This is a genomic window from Acinetobacter sp. LMB-5 (assembly GCF_001541635.1).
Classification (GTDB): Bacteria; Pseudomonadota; Gammaproteobacteria; order Pseudomonadales; family Moraxellaceae; genus Acinetobacter; species Acinetobacter pittii.
Genome location: NZ_LRDR01000004.1, coordinates 70,186 through 94,359 on the forward strand (window position 1 = coordinate 70,186; position 24,174 = coordinate 94,359).

A 24,174-nucleotide genomic window follows, 5' to 3' on the forward strand; every position below is an offset into this window, starting at 1 on the left:
AGAATAGATAGGAATTCAAAGAGAGTTCCAAAGCTTATTATTCCGAAAACCCAACCAAATTAGAAAATAAAGCGAGAAACAAGTTGTATTGCGCAACTTGAAGAATAAAAACGCAAAATGAAATTTATTGTACACTAAAAAAGCATTGAAAATCTGATGTTATTACATGTAGTAACAACATCTAGTTATTTTAGTGCCTAAAAAACCGTACTCCACCATATATTTTGTGAGTGTGGTTTTTTGATTATAAAACTCAAACCGAAGGGCTTTCTTCTGGTGTGTCTCCCGCATGAATCATCCTTAATAATTCATTTTTTTGTTGTTCAGTTAAACCCTGAATCTGCTGAAATAAAACCTCAATCTGTGCTGGTGTTGGCGTCGGATCTATTAAACTCAGAGGCTGTGCTTCTATAGATGGTGTTAAAGGTTCGCTTCTTTGAAGTAAGGTATAGATATGTTCAAGCTGTTGTTTGGTGGTGTTTAAATCAAGATGGCTAACTTTACCGTGCTCTAATTTTAGACATTGATAGGTCGAGGCATGTTCAAGTAACTCTTCGCGACTTCCTGTTGCAATAATTTGTAGGCGTGGGAATGCTTGATGAAGTCGATTTAAGATCTCGGAGCAATGTGTTGAGTCGAGCTGTGCATCAATCTGGTCAATGAGTAAAACGCCGTCTCCTTCAAGGCAAGGGTTTAAACTTAATGGATTGAGTAAACAGAGTCTGCGGACTATATCGCCTACTAAAGCAATCCAAGTTTTGGTTGTATTTGAAAGCTGCTGAAAAGGTAAGGTTTGATCTTCATAGTCGACCATAAGTTGCAGTCGAGGCTGATATTGTAGATATAGATCTTTAAGCTCAGGCAGAACTATATTTAATGCATTCTTGAGGGCGTAGAGATTGGGTGAAGTAAGCTGTTTAGGTTGCCCTGATAACTCTTTTTGAAGTTCATTTAATAATTCTGTTTGATCTTGCTGATCTGATTGTTTCGATTTAATCCGTTGAACTAGATATGCAGCTTGAGCATTTTCGATATCACTAATTTCTCGTAGCCATTCAAAAAAGCGTGTAAAAGTTGTAAACGGTAGTGGGCTAATGTCATAGGCTGAAATGGCTTGAGTAATGCCGGGTAAATTTTTATTAAGCAGATTAATATCATTTACAAATCGCTCGGCTGGGTAGTAAGCGATTAAGGGAAGCCCCTGTAATGGATCTTTTTTTATGACTTGTTGATAAAGAGCCATGGTTTGGTCAAGTTGCTGAGTTTCAACTTGGCTCACTCCAATCCCACTTGCATTTAAGGTTTTAAAAAGTTTCCAGCTACACAGCGAAGAGTCTAGCTGCTGAGCAGAGGTACTTTCTGGCAAGTGACCAATTTCTGAAGGAACTTGAATGGTCACTTCAATTTTTGATTGTAGGCGTGACTGAGTAATGTCTTGATCAGGCATGACAATACCGGGGCTACGCAAATCTTTAAGGCGAGCAGGGAGCCAAGTTAAAGCATGGTAAGTATGTTTGAGTAACATACTTTTACCAGTTGCTTGTTCACCTAAAATTAAGGTGATTGGCTGTTTTTCATAATGAAAGTGTATTTTAAGGTCGTGAAACAGAGCAATATGTTTAAATTGGACAGATTCAAGTTTCATAGGCTCACCTAAATATGAGCGCTTCAACCAACCGATTGACGAAGACTTAAAGGCGCCCTTAGTTTTAATTGTTGTATCAGATCATAAAGATGATGGATATTTAGACTTACTTTAGCACGAGTACAGGCAACGTACAGTAGTCTTAACTCTTCATCAGTAATCTTGTGTTCTAACCCATTAATTTTAAATTGATAGTCATCTTCAATATGAACACGGTTCCATTCTAAGCCTTTCGCTTTATGGGCTGTAGAGATGACATAGTCCGCTTGCTCAAGTGGTGTAATCTTTGCAAGCGCTTTTTTTAGTGGGTCAGTGCCGTGATCATCCACCAATTTAACCAATGGTTTAATATCACTACCTTCATTGGTTTCACAGTATTCATGGACATCATGCCATGAATTGAACCATGCTAATTCAGGCACATCAGTAACCCGTTTTCCTTGTTTTAAGAGACTTGCGGCATCTACAAAACGGTTTAGTTTTTGATGATCAGCTTGCAAACTCACTTTATCGCCGTGAACTAAACCTGCTAATAGAAGTTCCATAGCCCGAGCATTGGTACGGCATAAAATCGCATCACGCATTTTGGTATGCGGTTTATTTACGACACTTGATTTTTGATTTGGATTACCAAGCAAAGGAACAGTTTCATTTAATCCGCCCAGCAATGCATTGGCAACATCCGCAATCGTTTCACCAAAACGAAAAGAAGTGGTGAGGCGAGACTCTGGCAAGGGTAATTGTTGCATTGCATTAATTGCACCACGCCACGCATAGATTTGCTGATGTGCATCGCCTACATAGATGACCTGCGTACTTTTTTGGCGAAGTAAAATACCCAGCATTAAAGGATCAGCATCTTGTGCTTCATCAAATAGTACATAATCGGCTGGAATGTTAGGTTCAGACAATGCCCAAAGTTTGAGGTAAATATCGTGACCAATTCCTGCCTGATGATTTGGGTCGATGGACTCTAACCAACGGCGCTCTACAGCAGGGTAAAGGTGAGTTTGTAGCTCAGTAATATCATCCGGATGTAACCAGTTGGGTGCCTGAATATGTCGAGGAGCTGGATATTGAGAACTGGTTGAACAGAAATAGCTGACAGCATTGGCAACAAGACTAGCCAGACGACTTGGCATTAAGACATATTTTTCATAACGTCCACCCATCATGCGTCGTAAGGTAATTGGTTCTAGTCGATATTCTTTTGCAATAAAGCTTGGGCTTAAGCGAGGCAAGCGTAATTTATCAGTCACACCGCGTGGCACACTGCGAAACGCGAGTGAGTGAAAAGTCCGGCAGTCTACATTACGATGAAATTTGTTCTGAGCTTCACCAGCAATTGCTTTGTTAAAAGCCAAATACATACCGCGCCGTTCAGGCATGGCATCACTAATCATTTGTAACGTAGTAGTTTTACCTGTACCCGCATAGGCAATCACTTTAAATGATTGCCCAAGACGTGCGTTATCTATGGCAATTGCTTGTTCATAGGTGGCTTTAGGTTTTTCGATATTCGACACTGAGTGATTTTAAACCTTGTTGCGGTTAGCTTTTTCAACTAAACCAGATAAACCCTGACGACGAGCTAATTCGTCAATAATAAGTTGTGGATTAAGATCGAAATAACCCAACATGACAATGCTATGGAACCACAAATCGGTAGTTTCATAAATCAAGTCATTTAAATTGCTTTCTGTATTTTGAGCAGCGTAGTCTTTCGCAGCAATAATAGTTTCTACGCTTTCTTCGCCGACTTTTTCCAAGATTTTATTGATGCCTTTTTTGTAGAGGCTTGCAACATATGAAGTGTCCGCTTCAGCTTGCTTACGCTCTTGCATCAATTGCCCTAAGTGAGCAAGTACATCCACTTGTTCAGCGGTGTGAGCATGATCGTGGCCTTCAGTTTTGGCTTTGTCACCATAAATTGCAGTAGGGTCTTTTAATTGTGCATCGACAATTTCCCAGCCCTGTGGGGTAAGTTTACGGTAGAAACAAGACTCACGACCTGTATGGCATGCAATACCGCCGTGTTGCTCAACTTGTAATACGATTACATCACCATCGCAGTCCAGACGAATTTCATAAACCGTTTGGAAATGGCCTGATTCTTCACCCTTGTGCCAAAGTTTTTGGCGAGAGCGAGAGAAATAAACAGCCTGATTTTTTTCTGCTGTAAGTGCGAGTGCTTCACGGTTCATCCACGCCACCATCAAAATACGTCCGGTTTGATGATGTTGAGCAATGGCAGGGATAAGACCTTGTTCGTTAAATTTTACTTCATCGAGCCATTGCGTGTTATTCATGAGGAATCACCAAAGAAATATGAACTATAAATTGATTTCAATCAGATGCTAAAAATAGCTTGTATAGTGTACGGCATCAACGTCGCTTTGCGGAAAAATTCTTTGTCCTTTTTGTCTTTGTCAGCGTAATGAATAGGTTGTAACACTTACCAATCTGTATCTTATTCAAATGACTAAGGCGTGAGGATATTTGAAATCTCAATCAAATTTTGATCTGGATCGCGAATATAAACTGAAAGAATAGGATGCATTGCACCAGTACGCTCAATCGGACCTTCTTCAATTTGAATATTTAATTGATTAAGGTGTGCAACCACTTCTGAAATGGGAGTGTCTGAAATAAAACACAAGTCGGCAGATCCGGGAGTCGGCTGTAATGCCTTCGGTTCAAACTCGTTGCCTTGCTGGTGTAAATTTATCTTTTGATTTCCAAACTTTAGAGACTTTCTATCACCTTTAAACGTGATGACTTCAAACCCCAATACGGTTTGATAGAAATGACAGGTAGATTCAATATTTGAGACAGTTAAAACAAGATGATCAAGATGGCTGATTTTCATGTGTTAATCACTATTATTTGGTGGGGTTAATAGTCAGACAGAGATTCGCTTTCTAAATGAAACGCACTGTTTTCTTTAGGCAATTGAGCAACCTGATCATAATCAAGTTGCTTGAATGGCCCTGTTTTTAAGCCTGAAATTGTGATTGCCATTTCTTTTCGAAAATAAGGGATTTGATACATCCACGGAAAAACTAGATCTCTTAAACCTCCAGCCCACCAATGATCAGATTGATAAAGTGGTGTTAATAAGCGACTGAGGAACTGATAAAACTGAGTAGATGAACGGCGAAGCTGGTGGTAGTGCTGCCAGAGCAGGGACCAATCAATATTCTTGTTTTTTTGAGCATGTTGCAATGATTGAGAGAAAGCCCAAGCATCCAATAATTCCATATTTGCGCCTTGACCTAACTGCGGACTCATCGCGTGAGCGGCATCGCCAATCACCCCAATTCGACCTTGACCAAATTGAGTCATAACGACATCACGGTAGTTTGCAGATAACCATTTGGGCTGAGTTTGACTGTTATACAAAATTTCTTTCAGCCATTCTGCAACTGTGGGCCAACGCTCAGAGACTTGCTTTAACCAAGCTTGTTTAGCCTGCTCATCTTGCAAAAAGCTTTGTAATTGTGGCTTAGGTAAGCTCCAAAATACACTTGAAAGGCGCTGTTGAGGTTCTGTTGGAATGGCTCCTGTAGGAAGAATTCCCATCATAATTTTCGAGCGATCATAAAATTGATGCAGAATTTCAGAGTCGAGCACTGGGCACTCAGGCACGATACTCCACGCCGCACCCCAAGGGTAAGCTTGGTCAACCTTTACCCATGCTTTAGGTCTTAATTGACTACGAGCACCATTGGCAATAAGTACGGCATCAAAGCGAGCATCAACCTTTTGGTTTTTATGTATGCTGAATAGCTGAACTTCATTGTTATGTTCTTCGAAGCTTTCAACAGAGTGGTTCATACGCCAAGTAATTTGGCTTGAATATTCACTAAGCTTTTGAGTGAGCACATGACATAAAGTAGCTCGGTGTATACCTAAACCATAGAGATGTGCTGATGCTTCGTGATAGTGACTGTTAACTAAAAGACGCTTGTCTGGAAGTTGTCCTTCTAGACCTGTGACTCTTGCACCTAATGTTAAAGCTTTGTCGAGCACACCTAAGTGTTCAAATACAGCTAAGCCCGCAGGTTGTAGTAATAAACCGGCACCTACTGGAGATAACTCATCAACTTGTTCAAAAATAGTAACGTTATTGCCTTGGCGGGCGAGTAAAATCGCTGTGGCTAAACCTGCAGTGCCGGCACCGATAATGGCAAAATGAGGTGTTTTCATTGTTTGTTCTTTTGAAGCATTTATAGGTTCAATTTAGCAATGAACGAATAGTTGAGCTATAAATTTTTTTAAAATTAAAGTTTTTCCATAAAAAAATCCCTTGCACTGGCAAGGGATTTTGAACTTATTTCAATATGCGCCAAAGTGCTAATAAACTACTCAGCACAATCAGAATAATCGAGACAAACCAAGGACTAATAATCGCAATAGTTAGTAAAATCAGCATAGTACTGCCGAATATCCAGCTACGGCGTTGTTGGTGTTCCATTTGCAAACGAAGTTGCTGAATTTCACGTAACTGACGGTCTTGCCAAGCAGACTGATTTTTTAAACCATTTAGGCTGTCAATAATTAAACTTGGGAAATCTTGAGCACCTAAAAGCAGGTCAGGTAATTGCTGGCCGAGCTCTTTTACATTTTTGACTGGGTTCATATTGGATTTGACCCATTCTGTCAAAATTGGTTTTGCCAATTTCCAGATGTCGAGCTGCGGATAAAGATCAGTACCTAAGCCTTCTACATGCACTAAAGTTTTTAGTAGCAGCATGAGTTGTGGTGGTATCTCAAGATGGAAGCGTCGAGCAATATCCATGACTTGAATTAAGATACCCGCAAAATCAAGTTGATCCATTGGTTTAGACACCATTGGCCCAACAGTGCGACGCATTTCACGTGCTAACGCGTCTTGATCTGTACCCGGTGGAATCCAGCCAGCTTGATGCACAATTTGAATAAGCTGCATAAAGTTGCTGTTCATCACAGCAAGCAACATACGGGCAACTGTCATCTGGTCGTGCTTAGAAAGCTCACCCATAATCGCACAGTCCAGTGCAATAAAGCGTGGATTGCTTGGATTAATGGTTTCTACAAAGACATTACCGGGATGCATGTCGGCATGGAAAAAGTTATCGCGGAAGACTTGCGTAAAGAAAATGGTTAAACCCTTTTCTGCAAGTTGTGCGCGGTCCATGCCTAAACGGTCAAAGGTTGCTGTATCTGAAATAGGCACACCAGTAATGCGCTCAGCCACCATGACATCTTTGGTGTCCATGTACACTTCTGGCACATACATCATGGTTGAGCCAGTAAAGTAATGGCGCATACGACGGGTGTTATCTGCCTCAATACTCAAGTCCAGTTCATTTAAAATGATCTGGCGGTAGTCTTGAATAATTTCAGTGAGATGCAACGCACGAGCAGCTTCAAGGCGGCTTTCTAGCGTATTGCCTAACCATGCCAAAATTTCAAAGTCTTGTAAGATTTGATTGCGAATATCAGGACGAGTGACCTTAACAACAACTTCGCGACCATCATGCAATGCAGCAGTATGCACTTGGGCAATTGATGCAGCAGCTAATGGCTGGTCATCAAATCGTGCAAACAATGTATTAACGTCAGCTTTTAACGAATCTTGAATACGTTGTTTGGCAACATCTCCATCAAAAGGTTTTACTTGATCTTGAAGTAAAACCAGTTGAGCGAGCACCTCAGGTGGAATCAGGTCACGGCGAGTAGAGAGTAATTGACCAAGCTTGATTGCAAGTGGTCCCATATCTTCTAAAGCTTCTTTGAGCTTTAAAGGATTTTTACGTTCACGACTCGACCATGCAGCTGGATGCATTTTAATAATATTTAATGCATGCTGAGCTTTAACTGGTAATTCATCCGCAGGGAACAACGTATCGAGTCTATAGTGCGCTGCAATACGCCAAAGTTCGAGTAAACGTGAAACGTGCGGAATCATATACAGTCTTACCTAGTCTTGAGAGGGTTGTAGTTGTGCGTTGAGTTGCTGCAATCTTGCTTCAAGACGGTCAATGTCTTGATTAAGCTTGCGAGTTGCTTGAGTTAAGTCATCCATTTCCCAGCGAGGGGCAAATAGGCCGCTATCTTCTTTTAATGCGTCTTCTGCGAAAAATAGATGGCTTTGCACGGAGCGTTTTAAATGTTTTGGTGCAAGTTGAATCTTGCCAATTTCATGGGCGAGTTGAGGACCCACCCATCTTGATAAATGCGCAGCTAAATCAGGTTCAGCTTGCTGCATAATTTTTTGAATATCCTGTAGCAGGTGGTAATCACCTTGGAGCGGGATATTACCAATCTGATCTGGATCGCTGACCAATAATTTAATCAGTTCGACGACATCTTTAACATGCAAAGTTGCAGTTGCTTCAGAAATTTTGAATTGGGCATCAAAAGGACGCTGTTCAAAAATAGAAGGCTTTTCACTATGACCTGTTACGGTAGGTTCAAGACGTACTTTTTCTTGGTCAAAGAATACATCGACAGAAAGCTGCGGGCTATCAATCACAACACGCAACATTTTGCCCTGTAACTGATTAAGCTGAATGCGTGTAACCGCATCCAGATCGATCAGATGATGAATGATACGTTCGACTGCACCGAGTGCCAGAATCGACCACATATCGTTATCCCTTACAGTTTAAAGCCACGGTGAACAGCAACGATACCTGCAGTAAGGTTGTGATAGTCACAGTTCTGGAAGCCAGCATTTTCCATCATACCTTTTAAAGTACGTTGGTCTGGGTGCATACGGATTGATTCAGCCAAATACTTATAGCTTTCTGAGTCATTCGCAACCAATTTACCCATGATCGGTAAAGCGGTGAATGAATAGAGGTCATAAAGTTTCGAGAATGGCTCAAATACAGGTTTAGAAAATTCAAGAATCAGTAAACGGCCACCTGGTTTTAACACACGGAACATAGATGCAAGTGCTGCGTCTTTATCTGTCACGTTACGTAAACCAAAGCTGATTGTTACAAGGTCAAAGCTGTTGTCTGCAAAAGGTTCTAATGTTTCTGCATTGGCAAGAACGAAGTCAACATTGGTACAGCCTGCATCAATTAGACGGTCACGACCAACATTGAGCATAGATTCGTTAATGTCTGAAAGTACAACATGACCTTGCGGACCAACTTCACGGCTAAATACTTTTGCTAAGTCGCCTGTACCGCCAGCAATGTCTAACACGTGTTGACCGCGGCGGACACCAGACATGTTAATTGCGAAACGCTTCCACAAACGGTGAATACCAAATGACATCAAGTCATTCATCAAGTCATATTTGCTTGCAACTGAATGGAAAACTTCTGCAACTTTTTGTGCTTTATCTTCAGTTCTAACAGTTGAGTAACCAAAGTGTGTGGTTTCACCAACGTTGCCAGTATTGCCAGCACCACGAGGTAAATTGTATTTAGGTACAGAACCATTCACAGGTGTGTCTGTTAAGGTTTGCTGTAAAGTTTGTTGTTGCCCTTGAGGAGTACCTTGAGGTAAAGGTGAGCTTAGGAATGGGCTAACTTTGTCTGAACTTTGTGCCTGCTCAGTTGGAGATGTTGGCTTTTGGTTTTCGTTAGACATATTGTCTCTCCTAGACTCAAACTCAAGTGAAACGGAATAAGTTCTGCATGATGACAGATTTTGTCTATTTTTACAGGCATCATCATGCAAATATAATGAATAAAATCTCAACTTCGTGAGGTTGAGTTTTTCTATGTGCCGACCTTATCACACTCTAAACGGATTCGGATGCCCTGAATGTACATTTTCAATAATCTGGCGTTCTTTTTCAGTAAAAGTCTTAATAAAGGTCTCGGCTGATTTTAACGGTTTCATCGCACTAAAACCATCTTGAATGAAATCATACATCAATTCGAAGTGATATTTTTGGGCAATACCTTTACACATTTTAAAAGCAGTAAACATCATAAATGAGCGCATGTATTTATCGAGTGCTGCACCTAAATCGTCAAGAAGAGCAAGTTGTTGATAACGAGCTTCGGCCTGATCAAGCTTGAGTAAGGTTAAACGCATAATTTCATCAGTGAGTACTGTATCTGCAGGATAGTCCTCAAGAAGTTGCATTGCTACTTGCTCATCAAGTTGGGTTGCAAGTACAGCCAAACTTACCGATTTAGTACCCGTTTTAATTGCATTTTCAGGTAAGACTTTTTCGGCTTTATGCGCATATTTTAATAGGCGTTCAATTTGAGCTGCAAGAGCATCAAACTCTGGGCCACCATATAAACGATTTAAAAAGTACTCTGACATGAGCTTGTGTGTTGGCAGATTAAAAAAGTCATGATGCGTATCTTTCATCCGCTCTTTTAGCCATGTTTGTACATCTTGCAAACGCTGGGCAAGCACTGGATTATCGTGATAATTAAACGTTTTATATTGTTGTAAAAGATCATCAAAAGCAGCGAGTTTAGACATTTAAGGCTCTAATATTGGGCTATTTGCAAAAAATCATAAAAGGCATTGTAACCTTGTACTATGGCGAGTAGATGTAAAAAAAATGATTCATGCGTCAATTTTTAAACAGAATTTTGTCGCAATGACATAATTTGTATAGCAATTCACCAATTAACCGCATAAGTTAAAGATCATCGAAATTAAACAATAAAAGATTAGAGCCGTGGACTATGAGTGAACAACAACCAAAATTTGAGATTCGTGATGAAGAACAGCTTTCAGTTGATTTGATTGAAGCACAATATGAGTTAAAAGAAAGTCGGGGAAAACCTAACGCTAAAAGCACACTCATTTTAATGAGTGGTATTGAACTGGCTGGAAAAGGCGAGGCCGTTAAGCAGCTTCGTGAGTGGCTAGATCCACGATATTTACGAGTCAAAGCAGACGCGCCACGTGTGCTGACAGATACAGAAGCATTTTGGCAATCTTATTCGGAGTTTATTCCGACTGAAGGACAAATTGTGGTGATGTTCGGCAACTGGTATAGCGATTTGCTCGTCACAGCAACGCATGTTTCCGAGCCTTTAGATGATTCGCGCTTTGATGAATACGTTGAAAATATGCGGGCATTTGAGCAAGATTTAAAAAATAACTATGTCGATGTGGTTAAAGTCTGGTTTGATCTTTCATGGAAATCACTACAAAAACGTTTAGACAAAATTGACCCGTCAGAGCAACACTGGCATAAGCTCCACGGCCTAGACTGGCGTAATAAAAAACAATATGACACTTTGCAAAAGTTACGCCGTCGTTTTACCGATGATTGGTACATTATTGATGGCGAAGATGAAAAGCAGCGTGATCAATTTTTTGCTCAATACCTTTTACAACACATGCGTCAACTTCCAGAGCATGAAACTGAAGTTAAAGGAAAATGGCAGCAAGCTAAAATTCCAGAGAGTTTATTAAAACCTTCTAATGAACCACTTGAAAAAGCTGAATATAAAAAAGAGCTGGATAAGCTGAGTAAGAAAATTGCCGATGCCATGCGTTTTGATAAACGCAATGTCGTCATTGCTTTTGAAGGTATGGATGCTGCTGGTAAAGGCGGGGCCATTAAGCGAATTGTTAAAAACTTAGACCCACGTGAATATGATATTCATTGTATTGGTGCACCTGAACGCTTTGAAGCTCGACATCCTTACTTATGGCGCTTTTGGAACCGCATTAATGAAGCTGAAAAAATCACGATTTTTGATCGGACATGGTATGGACGTGTACTCGTTGAACGTGTCGAAGGTTTTGCTTCACCTTTAGAATGGCAGCGTGCCTATGATGAAATAAACCGCTTTGAAAAAGATTTATTTGATAGTCAAACGATTGTAGTAAAAATTTGGCTAGCGATTAGTAAAGATGAGCAAGAGCAGCGTTTTAAGGCCAGAGAAGAAACACCGCATAAACGTTTTAAAATCACAGCAGAAGATTGGCGTAATCGTGATAAGTGGGACGATTATTTAAAAGCAGCAGCCGATATGTTTGAGCGAACCAGTACTGAATATGCACCGTGGTATATCGTCGCAACTGATGATAAATATACGGCACGTCTGGAAGTATTGAAGGCCATTTTAAAACAGCTGAGAGCAGACTAAGCTCTCAGCTACAAGGCAAACATTAATTTACAATAGTGCCACGGCTTTTTTGCTGAATACGTTTTGCAAGGTTATAACTGTCATTCAGATGAGTTTCTGCTATTTTTTTCATCATGAAATAGCCTAAACTTGCTGCTACAATTTGTCCGCCTAGCGGTATAAATTTAGTCACCTGTTTTGTTACGATTTTGCCTAAAAAGCCGTTAAATGTTTTTTTAACGGTAGTACGTGCGACTACAAAACCTGAAAATTCAAAACCGCGTTTACGTAACTCATCCCAATGAATAGTTTTAGTTTTTGGGTCGTAAACGCTCACGTGCTCAGGTGCTAAACCAAAACGGGAATTGATATCTGGAATCAGGTGCGACAAAATTCCCAAATCTACCGCCACGTCAAAAAAAGGAATCGGTACAATTGCCGCTCCGGCTGAGACGTAAGCTCTTTTTTTGATGAGATCATGGCACTCATCGCGAATTTGTTCCAGATTTAGGCTAGGATCAATATAGTCAGGAATCTTGTCAATTTTCATAATGTCTACCTGTATAAGTTCTTGATGGCGTCATTCAAACCAAGTGTAAGTGACACCTTAAGTTAAATTATGCTGTGTTTAAACCAACGTGACATAGTCAGATTCAGTTGTATAGTAATGAATGTTTATGATTTTGTGCATAAATTATGCAAGCAGGAAATGAAATAAATGGGGATCCATGTTATTCAAAGTCAACGTATTGATGTGTTGTTGCAAGGTGTATTGGCGTCTACATCTCAAGCTTCAACGCATCCATTACAGGTTTTGAAAACCCAACATTTTATTGTTCCAAGTCCTGCGGTCGAGCAGTGGCTGATACAAAAACTTGCAGAACAGCAAGGCATGAGTGCCAATTACCAGTTTCACCAACGGGTACGAGGTTTCCAATGGTTTGCCTATCAGCAAGTTTTAACTGCGCATAAAGAACAGGTCCGTAAAGCGAACATCCCGCGTTTGATTTTTAAATGGCGGGTGCATCAGGCTCTACACGAATTTATTCAACCTGACACGATGAGCATCGATACGTCGCATCCTTTACATTCTATTGTTCAGCGTATTTATGACAGTGCAGATCGACTCGAACAAGGCATAGATAAACAATTAAAAAAACAAAAAATGCTGTATTGGGTCGCTGAGCAGGTTGCCGATCTATTTAGCAACTATATGATTTATCGTGGACAGTGCCAGCGTGGTTGTGAAAATAGTTGTACCTGTCCGGAAAACTGGTTGTCTGCTTGGGGACAGGGCCGAGCACTCGATATTGAAAAATATATTGTGCAGAAAGATGAAGAAGTGACTGCTTTTGCATTACATCAAACTGAGGAGCTAGAGCGTTGGCAGCGTTGGTTGTGGCAGCAACATTTTCATGATGATTTTGTGCAAATGCAGCAAATTGACGCGTTGTTTTGGCAAGAGTTAGATCATCCAGACCGTGGTAAGCGTGCTATTTCAAGATTACCTAATCAAGTAGTGATTTTTACGTTATTAGATTTGCCGCCAAGTCAGTTACAGTTCTTGCGCCGTTTAGGCCAATATATTGATGTCTTGATTTTGCACTATAACCCTTCACAAGAATATTGGGCCGATAGTGTCGATCCACTCTGGAAACAGCGTTATGACTTAGGGGTAAAAGAGCGTTTTATTGCGAAAAATCCAAAGGCTACTGATGCTGAAATTAGTGATTTCTTTAATAAATTCACACTCAATTTTAATGCTGAAGCGCGTGAGTCTAGACATCCGCTTTTAACCAGATTGGGTAAACAAGCCCGCGACCACTTTTCTTTATTATCGAATTTATCTACGGGTGAAGAAGGTAAGTGGGTTGATGCTTTTGTGGATGATTTTCCTGAAAGTTTACTCGGTAAAGTTCAGTCAGATATTTTGCATTTAGTTGAACCTCAAGCTAAGCAATATGAGCTTGCCCCAGACGATGACTCGATTCAGATTCATGTTTGTCATTCGACTTTACGTCAGCTTGAAGTTCTAAAAGAGCAATTAATCTGTTGGTTGGCTAAACCACATGAGCAGCCGCGCCGACCAAACGATATTTTAGTTTTAGTTCCTAATTTGGCCGACATAGAACCTTTAATTCGAAGTGTATTTCCCGCTACTGCCACTGAGCAAGGTGTACATTTGCCAGTGAAAATTGCAGGTGTTGCATCACTTGATGCACTTAATGCTTGGCGTGCCGTAATTGGGCGTATTCAACTGATGCAGGGCCGTTTTAGCTTTGATGATTTTGCTGATTGGTTAAGCTTGCATGCTACCCAGCAACGTTACGAACTTGAGTATGTTCAGGTCGAGCGGATTTTAAATTTGCTTGCCGATGCAGGCTTTAAACGAGGGCTTGATGCAGAGCATCTCAAGCGCAGTTTGTGTGACGGTGATGATGATTATCGATATAGCTTTAAATTTGCCTTAGAGCGATTGGCTCTTGGTATTGCTGTGCCTGTACATGCGACCTTTAATCAGGTGTTGAGTTACGCCAAAGTTCAACCGGGTGATTTCGAGCTGATTGGTACACTCATTCAGATTTATCAAGATTTGAATGAGCGCCGTGATTGGCTGACTCTGCATGAACAAGGAAAAGTCTATACGGTTGAATATTGGCTTCAGGTACTAGGCAAAGATATTGTTGAATTTGAGCAGGTTGGTGTTGCTGCTCTAAAAGCTGTGCGTGAAATTGTTAAAAAACAAGAGCGAATGTTGACGCTCGCAAGCTATTACGCCGAGACAGAAACAGGAACTTTGCGCAAAATTACCTTGCCTCTGCCTTATATTATTGAAGAAATTCAACGGACATTAGAAAGCCAAAGTGCACAAGCTGAACCGACAGGGCAAATTACCTTTGCCCAAATTGGACACATTCGACCGTTACCTTATCGTTTAATGGTCATGCTAAATCTTGATGCAGGACAATTTCCAAACCGTGATACACACGTTCCATTTGATTTGATGGATGCACTGCGCCAACAGTTAGGTGATCGTTCTCGACTTGAAGATGATCAAGGTGCTTTTTTAGATGCTTTATTATTAGCCCAAGAAAATTTATGGCTGTTTTATAACGGCTTTGATGTGAACGATGGCGAGGTGCGCGAACCTTCCAGTATTCTTCAAGAGTTTCGTGAACATCTTGCCTTGATTGTGAAAGCTGAAGATGGTGTATCTGAAAGTGTCGTTATTGAAGGGATTGAAATTCCATCACAGTTAAAACAACTCTATCACTTACATGATTTACAGCCCTTCGATCCGAAAGGTTTTACTGTTGAAAAAAGTGTTATTCGCTACCAAGATCATTGGTTTAAGGTCGCTTCACAAATTCAGCAAGTTTCAGGAAGCCGTCAACCTTGGGCGAATACGACCTATCCGCTACAAGCGCCTGACATGCTGGTTTTAGAAAGTCAGCAGTGGATACAGGATGTGACGTTCCCTGCACGGTTATATTTGAAAACTTTAGGTGTAGAAAACTTAGGAAGTGTCGGAGTACTCGACCAAAATGAACCTTTATTATTAGATGGTTTAGGGCGCTATGCGATTCGACATTTTTTACAACAATCTGAACAGCAAGCACAACCTGAAGTATTAATTGATCAGTTGCCTGTCGGTAAAGTCAAATATAGCGCATGGCAACAAGGTGTTTTTGAGCAAGAATGTTTACTTGAACGCCTTCACCATTATGCACCAGCAGTGACACAAACAACTCAGCGTATTTGGCGAATTGCTAAACAGCTGCATATGAATATTACGGTTCCGAAGTCTGAAACTCGGGACTGGGTGAGTATGGAGCCTTCAAGCGCTCGCGCAAAAAGACGCGCTAAAGTCTGGTTAGAATATCTGCTCTGGTTAGCTTATTTGAATGAGGGTAGTGCAGGAGCTGAAAAGCGCCGTATTGTGGTTTTTAGCGATCAAACTGTGATTTGTAGTGGGATTAGTTCTGAGCAAGCTCGGCAATATTTACAACCATGGTTTAAAATCTGGCGCCATGCACAGCAACAACCTTTGGTTCTACCAGCAGCCTTATTATTAAAGCCGTTAGAAAAAGCTAAAGCATATCAGTGGGAAACCACAAATCAGACAGAAAAAGCAAAACTGGATGAGAAGAGCTATGCCGAGCTGCTAAAATACTGGAATGAAACAGGGTCATTTACCACGATGGATATGACTCAAAATGAAGCTTGTAAGTTGCACCAAGACTGGAGCTTTATTTTACAAGAACAAGATGCACAGGCTTTGCTTCAACATGCTTGTGATGAGTTTGCATATGATTTGTATCATCCGGTTTTTCAATTTCAACATTCGGAGTAAGGCATGAACTCAAGAGTACAGGTGTCTTATCAACCTATTATTGATATTGAATTTAGTGGCTTACACTTAATTGAAGCTTCGGCAGGTACAGGAAAAACTTATACTTTATCAAGTTTGATGGTCCGTATCTTTCTTGAAAAATACCTGCCTAGACAAGTCATTGCGACCACGTTTACCCGGGCTGCCGCTGCCGAGTTAAAAAGCCGTATTCGTGCACGTTTGGTCGAAACTTATCGTTATTTAGATGCCAAGCGTAGCTTTACAGAACAAGAGCTACTTACGCAGGCCGAGCAAGAATCTGACTTATTACTCCAACATATTTTAAAAAGCTTTGCGACGCGTATTGCCTATGCGTGTGAACGTTTAAAATTAGTCATCGATCAGTTAGACGAGTTATTTGTCGGGACACTCGATAGCTTTAGTCAAAAACTATTACGAGAGTTTGCCTTTGAGAGTGGCAAAATTGAACGTGCTCAAATTACCGATGATGCCAAAACCTATAGTCGACAATTGATTCATGATGTACTGCGTGAATGGATACAGTCTCAACCTCAGACCGTGATTGATGCGTTGTATCTGGCAGGTGAGTTAAAAAGTGTCGATAGTTTTGTCAAACTTGTTGAAGACTCACTTAACTTTAGTTCTGCTCATTTTAAACTTCCCGAAAAACCAACCATTCAATTTGAACAACTTGCACAGCTCAAACAGTTAGCAACAGAAATTGACTTAAGCCTTTTAAAGCCGTATTACCAGCTTGATGGCGAACACTATAAGCATGTGAGCGGGACGGTATTTCGTAATGGGGCGTTTAACAAATTATTTAGTGAATGTTTGCCACAGCTTCTGCAAGTTCTAACGCAAAGCGACAGCATTTTGGTTTTTGATGGGTCTTTGACTGCACAACGTGAACTCGTTTTCAAATTTTTAGGTCAACTTGCCGATCAGAAAGTTTTCAAGAAATGTCCTGCTGAAATTTCAGATGGTTTTTATCAACATTCCTGTATTCAGCAAATTCAGAAGCTATTTGGTGTGCTGAAAAACTACGCCGAGCAGTTCGACCAGCTTCATATTTATTTAAAAGCCTATTTATGTGTAGAGGTGAAAAAACGTTTACCGCAGGTTTTGCAAAATAAAGGTGAGACTACTTTTTCTCAGCAAATTCGTACACTTTCTGAAGCTTTAAAAGGTGAGCAGGGGCAACGTTTTGCTGTGTTTGTGCAGGCTCGATATCCCTTAATTTTGGTTGATGAATTTCAGGATACCAACCAAGATCAAGACGATATGCTGGCGAGCATTTGGCGCCATCCAGAGCGCTACAAAAAAGGTTGCATGATTATGGTGGGCGACCGTAAACAGGCGATTTACGGTTTCCGCGGTGGGGATATGCTCACCTTCTTAAATGCCTATAAAGATATTCAAGCCAAACATGGTCGTGAATATAAGTTAATTCATAACCATCGTTCTGTTGCTGATCTGGTTGAAGTGGTCGATGCCTTATTTCAACGACAAATTGATTTTGGTGAAGAAGTTCAATATGACCCAATTCGAGCAGGCACTCGGCCTCATCCTGTACTGATTGAGCAGAACAATCATAATCCTCACCCTTTGCGCTGGTTAATGCTCAAAGATAAAGAAACAGAGGCTCAGCAAGTTGCTTGGAAGATTCGAGATCTACTCAACCAGTCACATGCTGGACAACTATATTTTCAAAAAGATGCTCAGACTCAAACCTTAAACGAAGATGATATTGCGGTATTGTCTCGTAATCATGATGGGCTGGATAAAGTTCAATTTGAGCTAGAACGTTTAGGAATTCGGGTTAATAGGCCATCAAAACGAAGTGTTTTTGATTGCTCGATTGCTCAAGACGTGGGTGCTTTGTTGACTGCCATACTTCATCCTTACGATGAGGCAAAAGTGAAGCGAGCTTTAATTAGCCGTCTATTTGCCATGGATTTAAAACAACTCTTGCAACTTGAGCAGACAGCCGAAGGGTTAAGCCAGTTTATGACTGGTTTTGACACGATTAGAGAGTTGTGGTCCGCTCAAGGCTTTTTAGTGGCATGGCAACAATGCCTCATCCAGTTTGATATATGGCAAAATTTGGTTGCAGCTCAAAGTAAAGATAATGAACGGGTTGTGGTGAACTTGCGTCATTTAACTGAAATTCTGAGTCAGCACAGTGAAAAATACTCAGGTGCTCAGAACCTTTATCACTGGTATCTCAAACAGTTGCGTTCTCCTCTTGACCGTGATTGGGAGTTAGAACGTAAATTGTCGAGTGAAGCTGGTGTTCAGCTCATGACCATTCACCAGTCAAAAGGGCTGGAATTTAAGATTGTATTTTTACTAGGTGCAGACAAGCCCTTTCGAGAAAATAACAAAACTCTGAATTTTTCGACCCAAGACATTGTCAAACCGGACTCAAACCAGACTTTGACTCAACGTGTCGTTGCGATTGCTGACAAGACTTATTTGAATGAAATAGAACTTAAGCAGCACGAAGAACGAGCGCTCGCTGAACAGAATCGTCTTTGGTATGTCGCTTTAACGCGAGCAAGCCACCGCGTCTATGCTGTTCTACAAGATCTTGATGGCAAGTCAGTATCAGGTCTCGCGTTTTGGAAAAATAGGACTGAGCCTTTTCAACACCGTTGCTGTACGGATGAAATGGTTTTGGAGCAGATTCCACAGGCAATTCATTTAGCCAAACAAACAAGTATTATTGAAATACAAGCGCAACGGTTTCCTGAACAACGTTTTTATTCGAGAGGTAAAACCAGTTTCAGTTATTTGGCACAGCATTTAAAACATAAGGCTGGCACGGATTTATTGGCCAGCCAGAGCAATGATGCTGTATTAGCAGAAGATGAGTTGGACTTAATCAACACTGCTGAAGCAAGCAGTGCTCAGCCGATTGACTGGATAAAGAGTAACTTCCCTCGAGGAACGCTTGCCGGTAATTTCTTACATGAAATATTTGAACATATTGATTTTCAATGTTCAGATGACTGGGTCATAGAAATACGTCGTCGTTTTAAAAATGACTATAGTAGTCTTTGGCAAGATTTACTTAATAAATATAACGAGAGTTTCCCAGAGCAAGAAGATACCGAAAATTTGCTTTACCAGTCAGTTGCAGAGTGGTTAAAAGATATTTTGCGAACACCGCTTTCTCAAGGCTTTCGACTAAACCAGCTCCAACAAGATCAGTATTTGTCAGAGTTTCCTTTTTATTTGGCACTGTCAGATCGGGTTCTAGCGATGACACGTATTCAGCAGCTCTTCGCTGAGTATGGATTGAATATGCCGGAGTTACTTGAGGCTCGTTCAGCGCGTTACCTTAATGGTTCTATCGATTTGGTTTATTTTGATGGGCAGCGTTACCACATTGCCGATTATAAAAGTAATTACTTAGGTGATGATCTTGCAGACTATCGTAGCGATAGCATTGCTCAAAGCATGTCTTTGGCAAGTTACTGGCTACAAGCAGGTTTATATCTCGTTGCGTTACATCGCTATTTGCAAGTCAAAATGCAGGATTACCAGATTGAGCAACACTTAGGTGGGGCAACTTATCTTTATTTACGTGGCATGAATGGTGAAGCAGAGCAGGGCTATTATTACTGGCAGCCTAGCATTGAGTTTATTCTGCGTCTTGATGCCATTTTGGGGTATTTTGCTGAGGATAAAATAGCATGAAAAATGCTGATAAAATGCGTAATTTGAAGATTAATAAATACTTGGCATGTGGATAAGCCTGTCTATAACCATGTGGACAAGCGTGTGGAAAACTAGGTGGATAAGTGTGTGGACAATCTAAACAGCCCTGAACAAGCCGATTTAAGCTGGTTAACAACGTGGAGTAACTTCTTAAATCAGGCTCCATTTACTGAACAATCGCAAGTGTCAGAAGCTACTTCTTACTTGCAGCAGCTTATTGAAGCGAGCTTACAAGGCGATAGTTGTATTGATATCAGTTCAGAGCAAATTGCAGCACTTGGTCAGCTTGCTATATCTGCCGATCAAGCAACCTCAAAAGTTGCGCCGTGCGTCTACGATGAGCAGGGGTTGGCATTATACCGATATTGGCACCTAGAGCAACGACTTGCAGAACAAATTTGTCGATTAAAGCAACAATTAATTCAACCAGTCTCTTGTGATGACTATTTAGACCTGCTTACCGATCCTCATCAACAGGCAGCTTTACAAATGGTTGCTCGGCAGAGCCTGAGTATTATTACGGGTGGGCCGGGTACAGGTAAGACTTATACGCTGGCACGTATTATTGCTGTGCTGAGTCAAGCAATTCCGCATATTCGTGTGGCGATGGCTGCTCCAACTGGTAAGGCAGCACAGCGAATGCAAGAGGCTTTACAGAACTCATTTAACGATCCTAAATTGCTTGAGTCCGGATTAGTTAGCGAAGAGCTCAGAAATCAGGGAACACAAACGATTCACCGTTTGTTGGGGATGGGACATAGCCAGACACCACGGTTTAATCAAAAACAGCCTTTGCCTTATGACGTGATTGTCGTCGATGAAGCTTCCATGCTGGATTTAAATCTGGCTACTCTTTTATTTGAAGCTGTGCCTGAGTCTTGTCGAATTATTTTATTAGGAGATGCAAATCAGCTTGCTTCTGTCGATGTCGGCGCGGTTCTTGCAGATTTGCAGCAAATACAGGCATTGGCTGATAACCGAGTACAATTACAAACCAGTCGTCGTTTTGCTGAAGGGGCATTGATTGGACAAGTGGCCAAATTTATTCAGGCACAAACCTATCAACAGGATCATGCAGCTGTTTTGCAGCAGTTTGAAATTGATATTGTTGAGGTTTCAGAATTAAAGCCTATAGTTTTACAAAGTGACATGCCAGATGTGGTTCAGCTTGAGTATTTACCAGAAGGAAATCACGCAGAAGTCGAAATTTATTATCAGAAGCTCATGCTAGGTTTCCAAGGATATGTAAAAAGCCTAAAAAATTATTTAAAAGAAGAACGCTCGATTGAACAGGTCCAAAACGTAGTAAAAGCATTTGATGACTACCGGATTTTAACCGCGGTTCGTCATGGTCCGTTTGGATTGCAGCAGTTAAACCAATATGCGCAGCGTTGGTTGCAGCAGCAACTTTCAATCGTGACTCTTGGAGGATGGTATGTCGGTCGTCCTGTAATGATGACCTATAACGATTATCAGCTCGGTATTTCAAATGGCGATATTGGTTTGTGTTTTGAGCACAGAACTCAGCCACAGAAGTTTGAAGTATATTTTCCAAGTTTGAACAAATGGGTTGCTGCAAATCGATTACCTAAAAGTATTCAAAGTGCATTCGCCTTAACAATTCATAAATCGCAAGGGTCTGAATTTACCCATACTGCTGTCGTTTTAGATCAGGCTGCCAAGAACTTATTAAGCCAAGAGCTTATTTACACTGCGATTACACGAGCTAAGAAAGTAGTCAGTCTTTTAGTGCATCAAGAGGCTTTATTACAAGCATTTACAGTTCGTACTACACGAAAAAGCGGTTTAGTTCAAAAAGTTAATCGGTTAGTTCGTTAAGACAAACTTAATATTTTTACCCTTGTAAGAAAAAGCTTACATAGATTCGAGATATTTGCTGCTAGAGTACACCCCGTGTTTTTGAGATTATAAACGCACAACGAGCTTGGCACGGAATGTCGGGCAAAATCGCACAATAATAATAACTTAAGTCGAGAGACTGCGAACTTACAATGAAGTAGGTGTATAAAGAGGAAACTTACAGCCGCTAAGCCTTGTAGTTTTGGGAGAGACTACAGGGCTTTTTTATATTCTACTTTTCACTATGTTTAAAAAAGCATTACAACATTTCGTTTTTAGCACTATCTTCACTCTGTTTTTGTCTAAAGATTTAAATCAATAATATCAATATATTTATCTATAATATGATTTCAAAACAGGCATTTTTCCTGTGAATTGTTAAGTTATATGTTATACAGAACTGTACGTTAAAGGTAAAAAATGGCTATTTACCAAATATTATACAGACCTGTACGTTTTCACTTACATGATGATAAGAAAAATACTACTTTTCTTCATAATTGGATATGTCACAATACATCACATAAGGAAATAGAAACAAAAACATCGGAAGTGAGTTAAAACAACAAGAAGGATGTGACTAGCATCTCACCAACGACAATAAAAACAGTAATAACACGATAAACAAAAACTACAGCGCAAAAAACCCAAGCAGAAATGCTTGGGTTTTTTATTTGTTTCTACACTAAGTCAGTTTCATGAGAATCACTACCGAATAACGAACGGCGTTGATCTCTCGGTATACGTGGACATTGGGTTGAGATTTGATAGAGCACTTTAGCTAAAGCAGGTAGGTGAGTACCCACTACAGATTTACCAGTTGTTAATAAGGAAACACTGATATCTCTTTCAGGGTCGGCCCAACATAAAATGTTAGAGAATCCTAAATGACCAAATGCTTGTCCTGTCATTGGGCCAAAAAGACCTATAGGATTGCTACCTAACATTGGTCCTAAAGCATAGCGCATTGGAATCAGCAAAGTACGGTCAATGTTAACGCCTGTGGTTGGCAGTGTTGCTCTGAAAATTGTTTTCTCACTAAAGATTTGCTGACCGCCGTAGCTTCCTCCACTTAAAAGCATTTCAAAGAAGCGGCCGGCTTGTTCTGCACTGGTATAGATGTTTCCAGCTGGGCAAATGGTGTCCATAAAACGACTATCGTTAGTCACATCAACTGCAAGTTGTAAACCGCCACCTAACACATGATTCAGGTAGTGATCGGTACCAAGGCGTGGGTGCAGACCTGTTGAACAGTTTAAGGCGACTTCTGAACGATATTCTGGTTTTAAACCATAATTGAAATAAGGCATCCCCATTGGTTTTTCGATAGTTTGATGTACAAACTCACGTAAATCCTGCCCAGTCACCCGTTCAATAACTTCTCCTAAAATATAACCTGCCGTAACAGCATGATAGGCAAGGTGATTACCAGCAGGAGACACAGGTCGGGCAGCATATAAACGTTTTAAAATTTCGTCTTTATCAAATAATAAATCTGGTGTGACATCGCCATCAATATAAGGAATGCCACCACGATGTGCTAATAAATGAAAGATCGTTGCACGACGCTTACCGTTGACACCATATTCAGGAACATAATAGCTCACAGGATCAAGCAAATTGATTTCGCCTTTTTCATCTAATAGATGAATCAACATGGCTGTGATCATCTTTGATGCTGAAAATAGGCAAACAGGTGTGTCAGGTGTTGCAATCAGGGCATTTTCTTGAAGGCCTGCCGGAGAGTTTCCTTGGGCATATCCAATGCTTCTATTTAGCAAAATTTTACCTTGCCTGCGTAAACAAAAGGTAATGAGTGGATAGTTTCCGGTTTTATATAGTGCTTCTATACTTTTCCAGATTTTTTGAATCTGGTGATCACTCATTCCACCCTGTTCAGCAGCAACTTCATCTTTTTGTCGAATGACTTGCTCAATATTGTCCGGTACTGGACAAGTGTTGGTTGAAAAAATTTTCACACGTCCCTCGCGCTTCTTTCTTTTTATTCGAGGCTAGTGTGCAGGGTTAAGGTCCTCATGTCAGTGTCTAAAATGACAAGTTACTGAAAACTATTTTGCAATCCACCTATAGATACCTTAAAATAGGCGACTTGCTGTAGTGATGCACGGCAGTCAGTTGCCTCAACTGATTCATATCGTTTACTTTTTTAAGCATCTCGGAGAAATCGAATGGCTTTAACTAATGCAGACCGCGCAGAGATCATTGCTAAATTTGCTCGCGCTGAAAATGACACTGGTTCACCAGAAGTACAAGTAGCTTTATTGACTGCTCAAATCAATGATTTACAAGGTCACTTCAAAGCTCACAAACACGACCACCACAGCCGTCGTGGTTTGATCCGTATGGTTAACCAACGTCGTAAATTGCTTGACTACTTAAATGGTAAAGACCACGGTCGTTACACTGCTTTGATCGGTGCTTTAGGTTTACGTCGTTAATTCGATTTTTACTTTGTTTTCGCTATTTCGCATGTCGCAATGCTTTATCGCTGAAAAGAGAGTTTCACTTAATGTTAG

At 40.7% G+C, this 24,174-nt stretch carries 16 protein-coding genes; 5 read left to right on the plus strand and 11 right to left on the minus strand.

Features of this window, described 5'->3' with window-relative positions:
* Nucleotides 1-253: 253 nt before the first annotated feature.
* The 9 genes from AW165_RS05590 to AW165_RS05630 all read right to left on the minus strand — a co-directional run bounded on the left by AW165_RS05590 (nucleotide 254) and on the right by AW165_RS05630 (nucleotide 10,093).
* Complete coding sequence (locus AW165_RS05590) at nucleotides 254-1,645, minus strand: AAA family ATPase (RefSeq protein ID WP_060465191.1); 1,392 nt, start codon at nucleotides 1,643-1,645, stop codon at nucleotides 254-256.
* A 23-nt stretch (nucleotides 1,646-1,668) separates the two neighbouring features.
* Complete coding sequence (locus AW165_RS05595; protein ID WP_005065896.1) at nucleotides 1,669-3,171, minus strand: UvrD-helicase domain-containing protein; 1,503 nt, start codon at nucleotides 3,169-3,171, stop codon at nucleotides 1,669-1,671.
* A 9-nt stretch (nucleotides 3,172-3,180) separates the two neighbouring features.
* Nucleotides 3,181-3,954: a bifunctional phosphoribosyl-AMP cyclohydrolase/phosphoribosyl-ATP diphosphatase HisIE gene (hisIE, locus tag AW165_RS05600; RefSeq protein WP_060465192.1), complete on the minus strand. Its 774-nt coding sequence runs from the start codon at nucleotides 3,952-3,954 to the stop codon at nucleotides 3,181-3,183.
* Nucleotides 3,955-4,127: 173 nt separating this feature from the next.
* Nucleotides 4,128-4,514 (minus strand): VOC family protein, encoded by a 387-nt coding sequence (locus AW165_RS05605; RefSeq protein ID WP_044101780.1) that lies wholly within the window; start codon nucleotides 4,512-4,514, stop codon nucleotides 4,128-4,130.
* A 26-nt stretch (nucleotides 4,515-4,540) separates the two neighbouring features.
* Nucleotides 4,541-5,854 (minus strand): FAD-dependent oxidoreductase, encoded by a 1,314-nt coding sequence (locus AW165_RS05610; RefSeq protein WP_060465193.1) that lies wholly within the window; start codon nucleotides 5,852-5,854, stop codon nucleotides 4,541-4,543.
* A gap of 124 nt (nucleotides 5,855-5,978) precedes the next feature.
* Nucleotides 5,979-7,598 carry an ABC1 kinase family protein gene (locus AW165_RS05615; protein ID WP_060465194.1) on the minus strand — a complete coding sequence of 540 codons (1,620 nt, stop codon included), beginning with the start codon at nucleotides 7,596-7,598 and terminating at the stop codon, nucleotides 5,979-5,981.
* Between the two features lie 12 nt (nucleotides 7,599-7,610).
* Entirely contained in the window at nucleotides 7,611-8,279 is a 669-nt protein-coding gene (locus AW165_RS05620; protein WP_017481961.1) for a ubiquinone biosynthesis accessory factor UbiJ, read from the minus strand.
* A gap of 11 nt (nucleotides 8,280-8,290) precedes the next feature.
* Nucleotides 8,291-9,238 (minus strand): bifunctional demethylmenaquinone methyltransferase/2-methoxy-6-polyprenyl-1,4-benzoquinol methylase UbiE, encoded by a 948-nt coding sequence (gene ubiE / locus AW165_RS05625; protein ID WP_002114829.1) that lies wholly within the window; start codon nucleotides 9,236-9,238, stop codon nucleotides 8,291-8,293.
* Nucleotides 9,239-9,385: 147 nt separating this feature from the next.
* Complete coding sequence (locus AW165_RS05630; protein WP_060465195.1) at nucleotides 9,386-10,093, minus strand: FFLEELY motif protein; 708 nt, start codon at nucleotides 10,091-10,093, stop codon at nucleotides 9,386-9,388.
* Between the two features lie 209 nt (nucleotides 10,094-10,302).
* Here AW165_RS05630 and AW165_RS05635 point away from each other — a divergent pair, with 209 nt between their 5' ends.
* A complete protein-coding gene (locus tag AW165_RS05635) occupies nucleotides 10,303-11,721 on the plus strand; it encodes a phosphate--AMP phosphotransferase (protein WP_060465196.1) in 1,419 nt (472 codons plus the stop codon).
* 22 nt (nucleotides 11,722-11,743) lie between these two features.
* Here AW165_RS05635 and AW165_RS05640 read toward each other — a convergent pair whose 3' ends face one another.
* Complete coding sequence (locus AW165_RS05640) at nucleotides 11,744-12,250, minus strand: hypothetical protein (protein ID WP_016142355.1); 507 nt, start codon at nucleotides 12,248-12,250, stop codon at nucleotides 11,744-11,746.
* A 168-nt stretch (nucleotides 12,251-12,418) separates the two neighbouring features.
* On the opposite strand from AW165_RS05640, the gene AW165_RS05645 reads away from it, so the two are divergent.
* The 3 genes from AW165_RS05645 to recD all read left to right on the plus strand — a co-directional run bounded on the left by AW165_RS05645 (nucleotide 12,419) and on the right by recD (nucleotide 21,616).
* On the plus strand, nucleotides 12,419-16,054 hold the full coding sequence (locus tag AW165_RS05645) for an exodeoxyribonuclease V subunit gamma (RefSeq protein WP_060465197.1): 3,636 nt from the start codon (nucleotides 12,419-12,421) through the stop codon (nucleotides 16,052-16,054).
* A gap of 3 nt (nucleotides 16,055-16,057) precedes the next feature.
* A complete protein-coding gene (locus tag AW165_RS05650) occupies nucleotides 16,058-19,756 on the plus strand; it encodes a UvrD-helicase domain-containing protein (RefSeq protein ID WP_060465198.1) in 3,699 nt (1,232 codons plus the stop codon).
* 108 nt (nucleotides 19,757-19,864) lie between these two features.
* Nucleotides 19,865-21,616, plus strand: coding sequence for an exodeoxyribonuclease V subunit alpha (gene recD / locus AW165_RS05655; RefSeq protein WP_060465346.1), 1,752 nt, complete (start codon nucleotides 19,865-19,867; stop codon nucleotides 21,614-21,616).
* Nucleotides 21,617-22,317: 701 nt separating this feature from the next.
* Here recD and AW165_RS05660 read toward each other — a convergent pair.
* Nucleotides 22,318-23,616, minus strand: a complete 1,299-nt coding sequence (locus tag AW165_RS05660) for a serine hydrolase domain-containing protein (protein ID WP_060465199.1) — start codon at nucleotides 23,614-23,616, stop codon at nucleotides 22,318-22,320.
* 210 nt (nucleotides 23,617-23,826) lie between these two features.
* On the opposite strand from AW165_RS05660, the gene rpsO reads away from it, so the two are divergent.
* On the plus strand, nucleotides 23,827-24,096 hold the full coding sequence (rpsO, locus tag AW165_RS05665) for a 30S ribosomal protein S15 (protein WP_002114951.1): 270 nt from the start codon (nucleotides 23,827-23,829) through the stop codon (nucleotides 24,094-24,096).
* The last annotated feature ends 78 nt before the right edge of the window (nucleotides 24,097-24,174 follow it).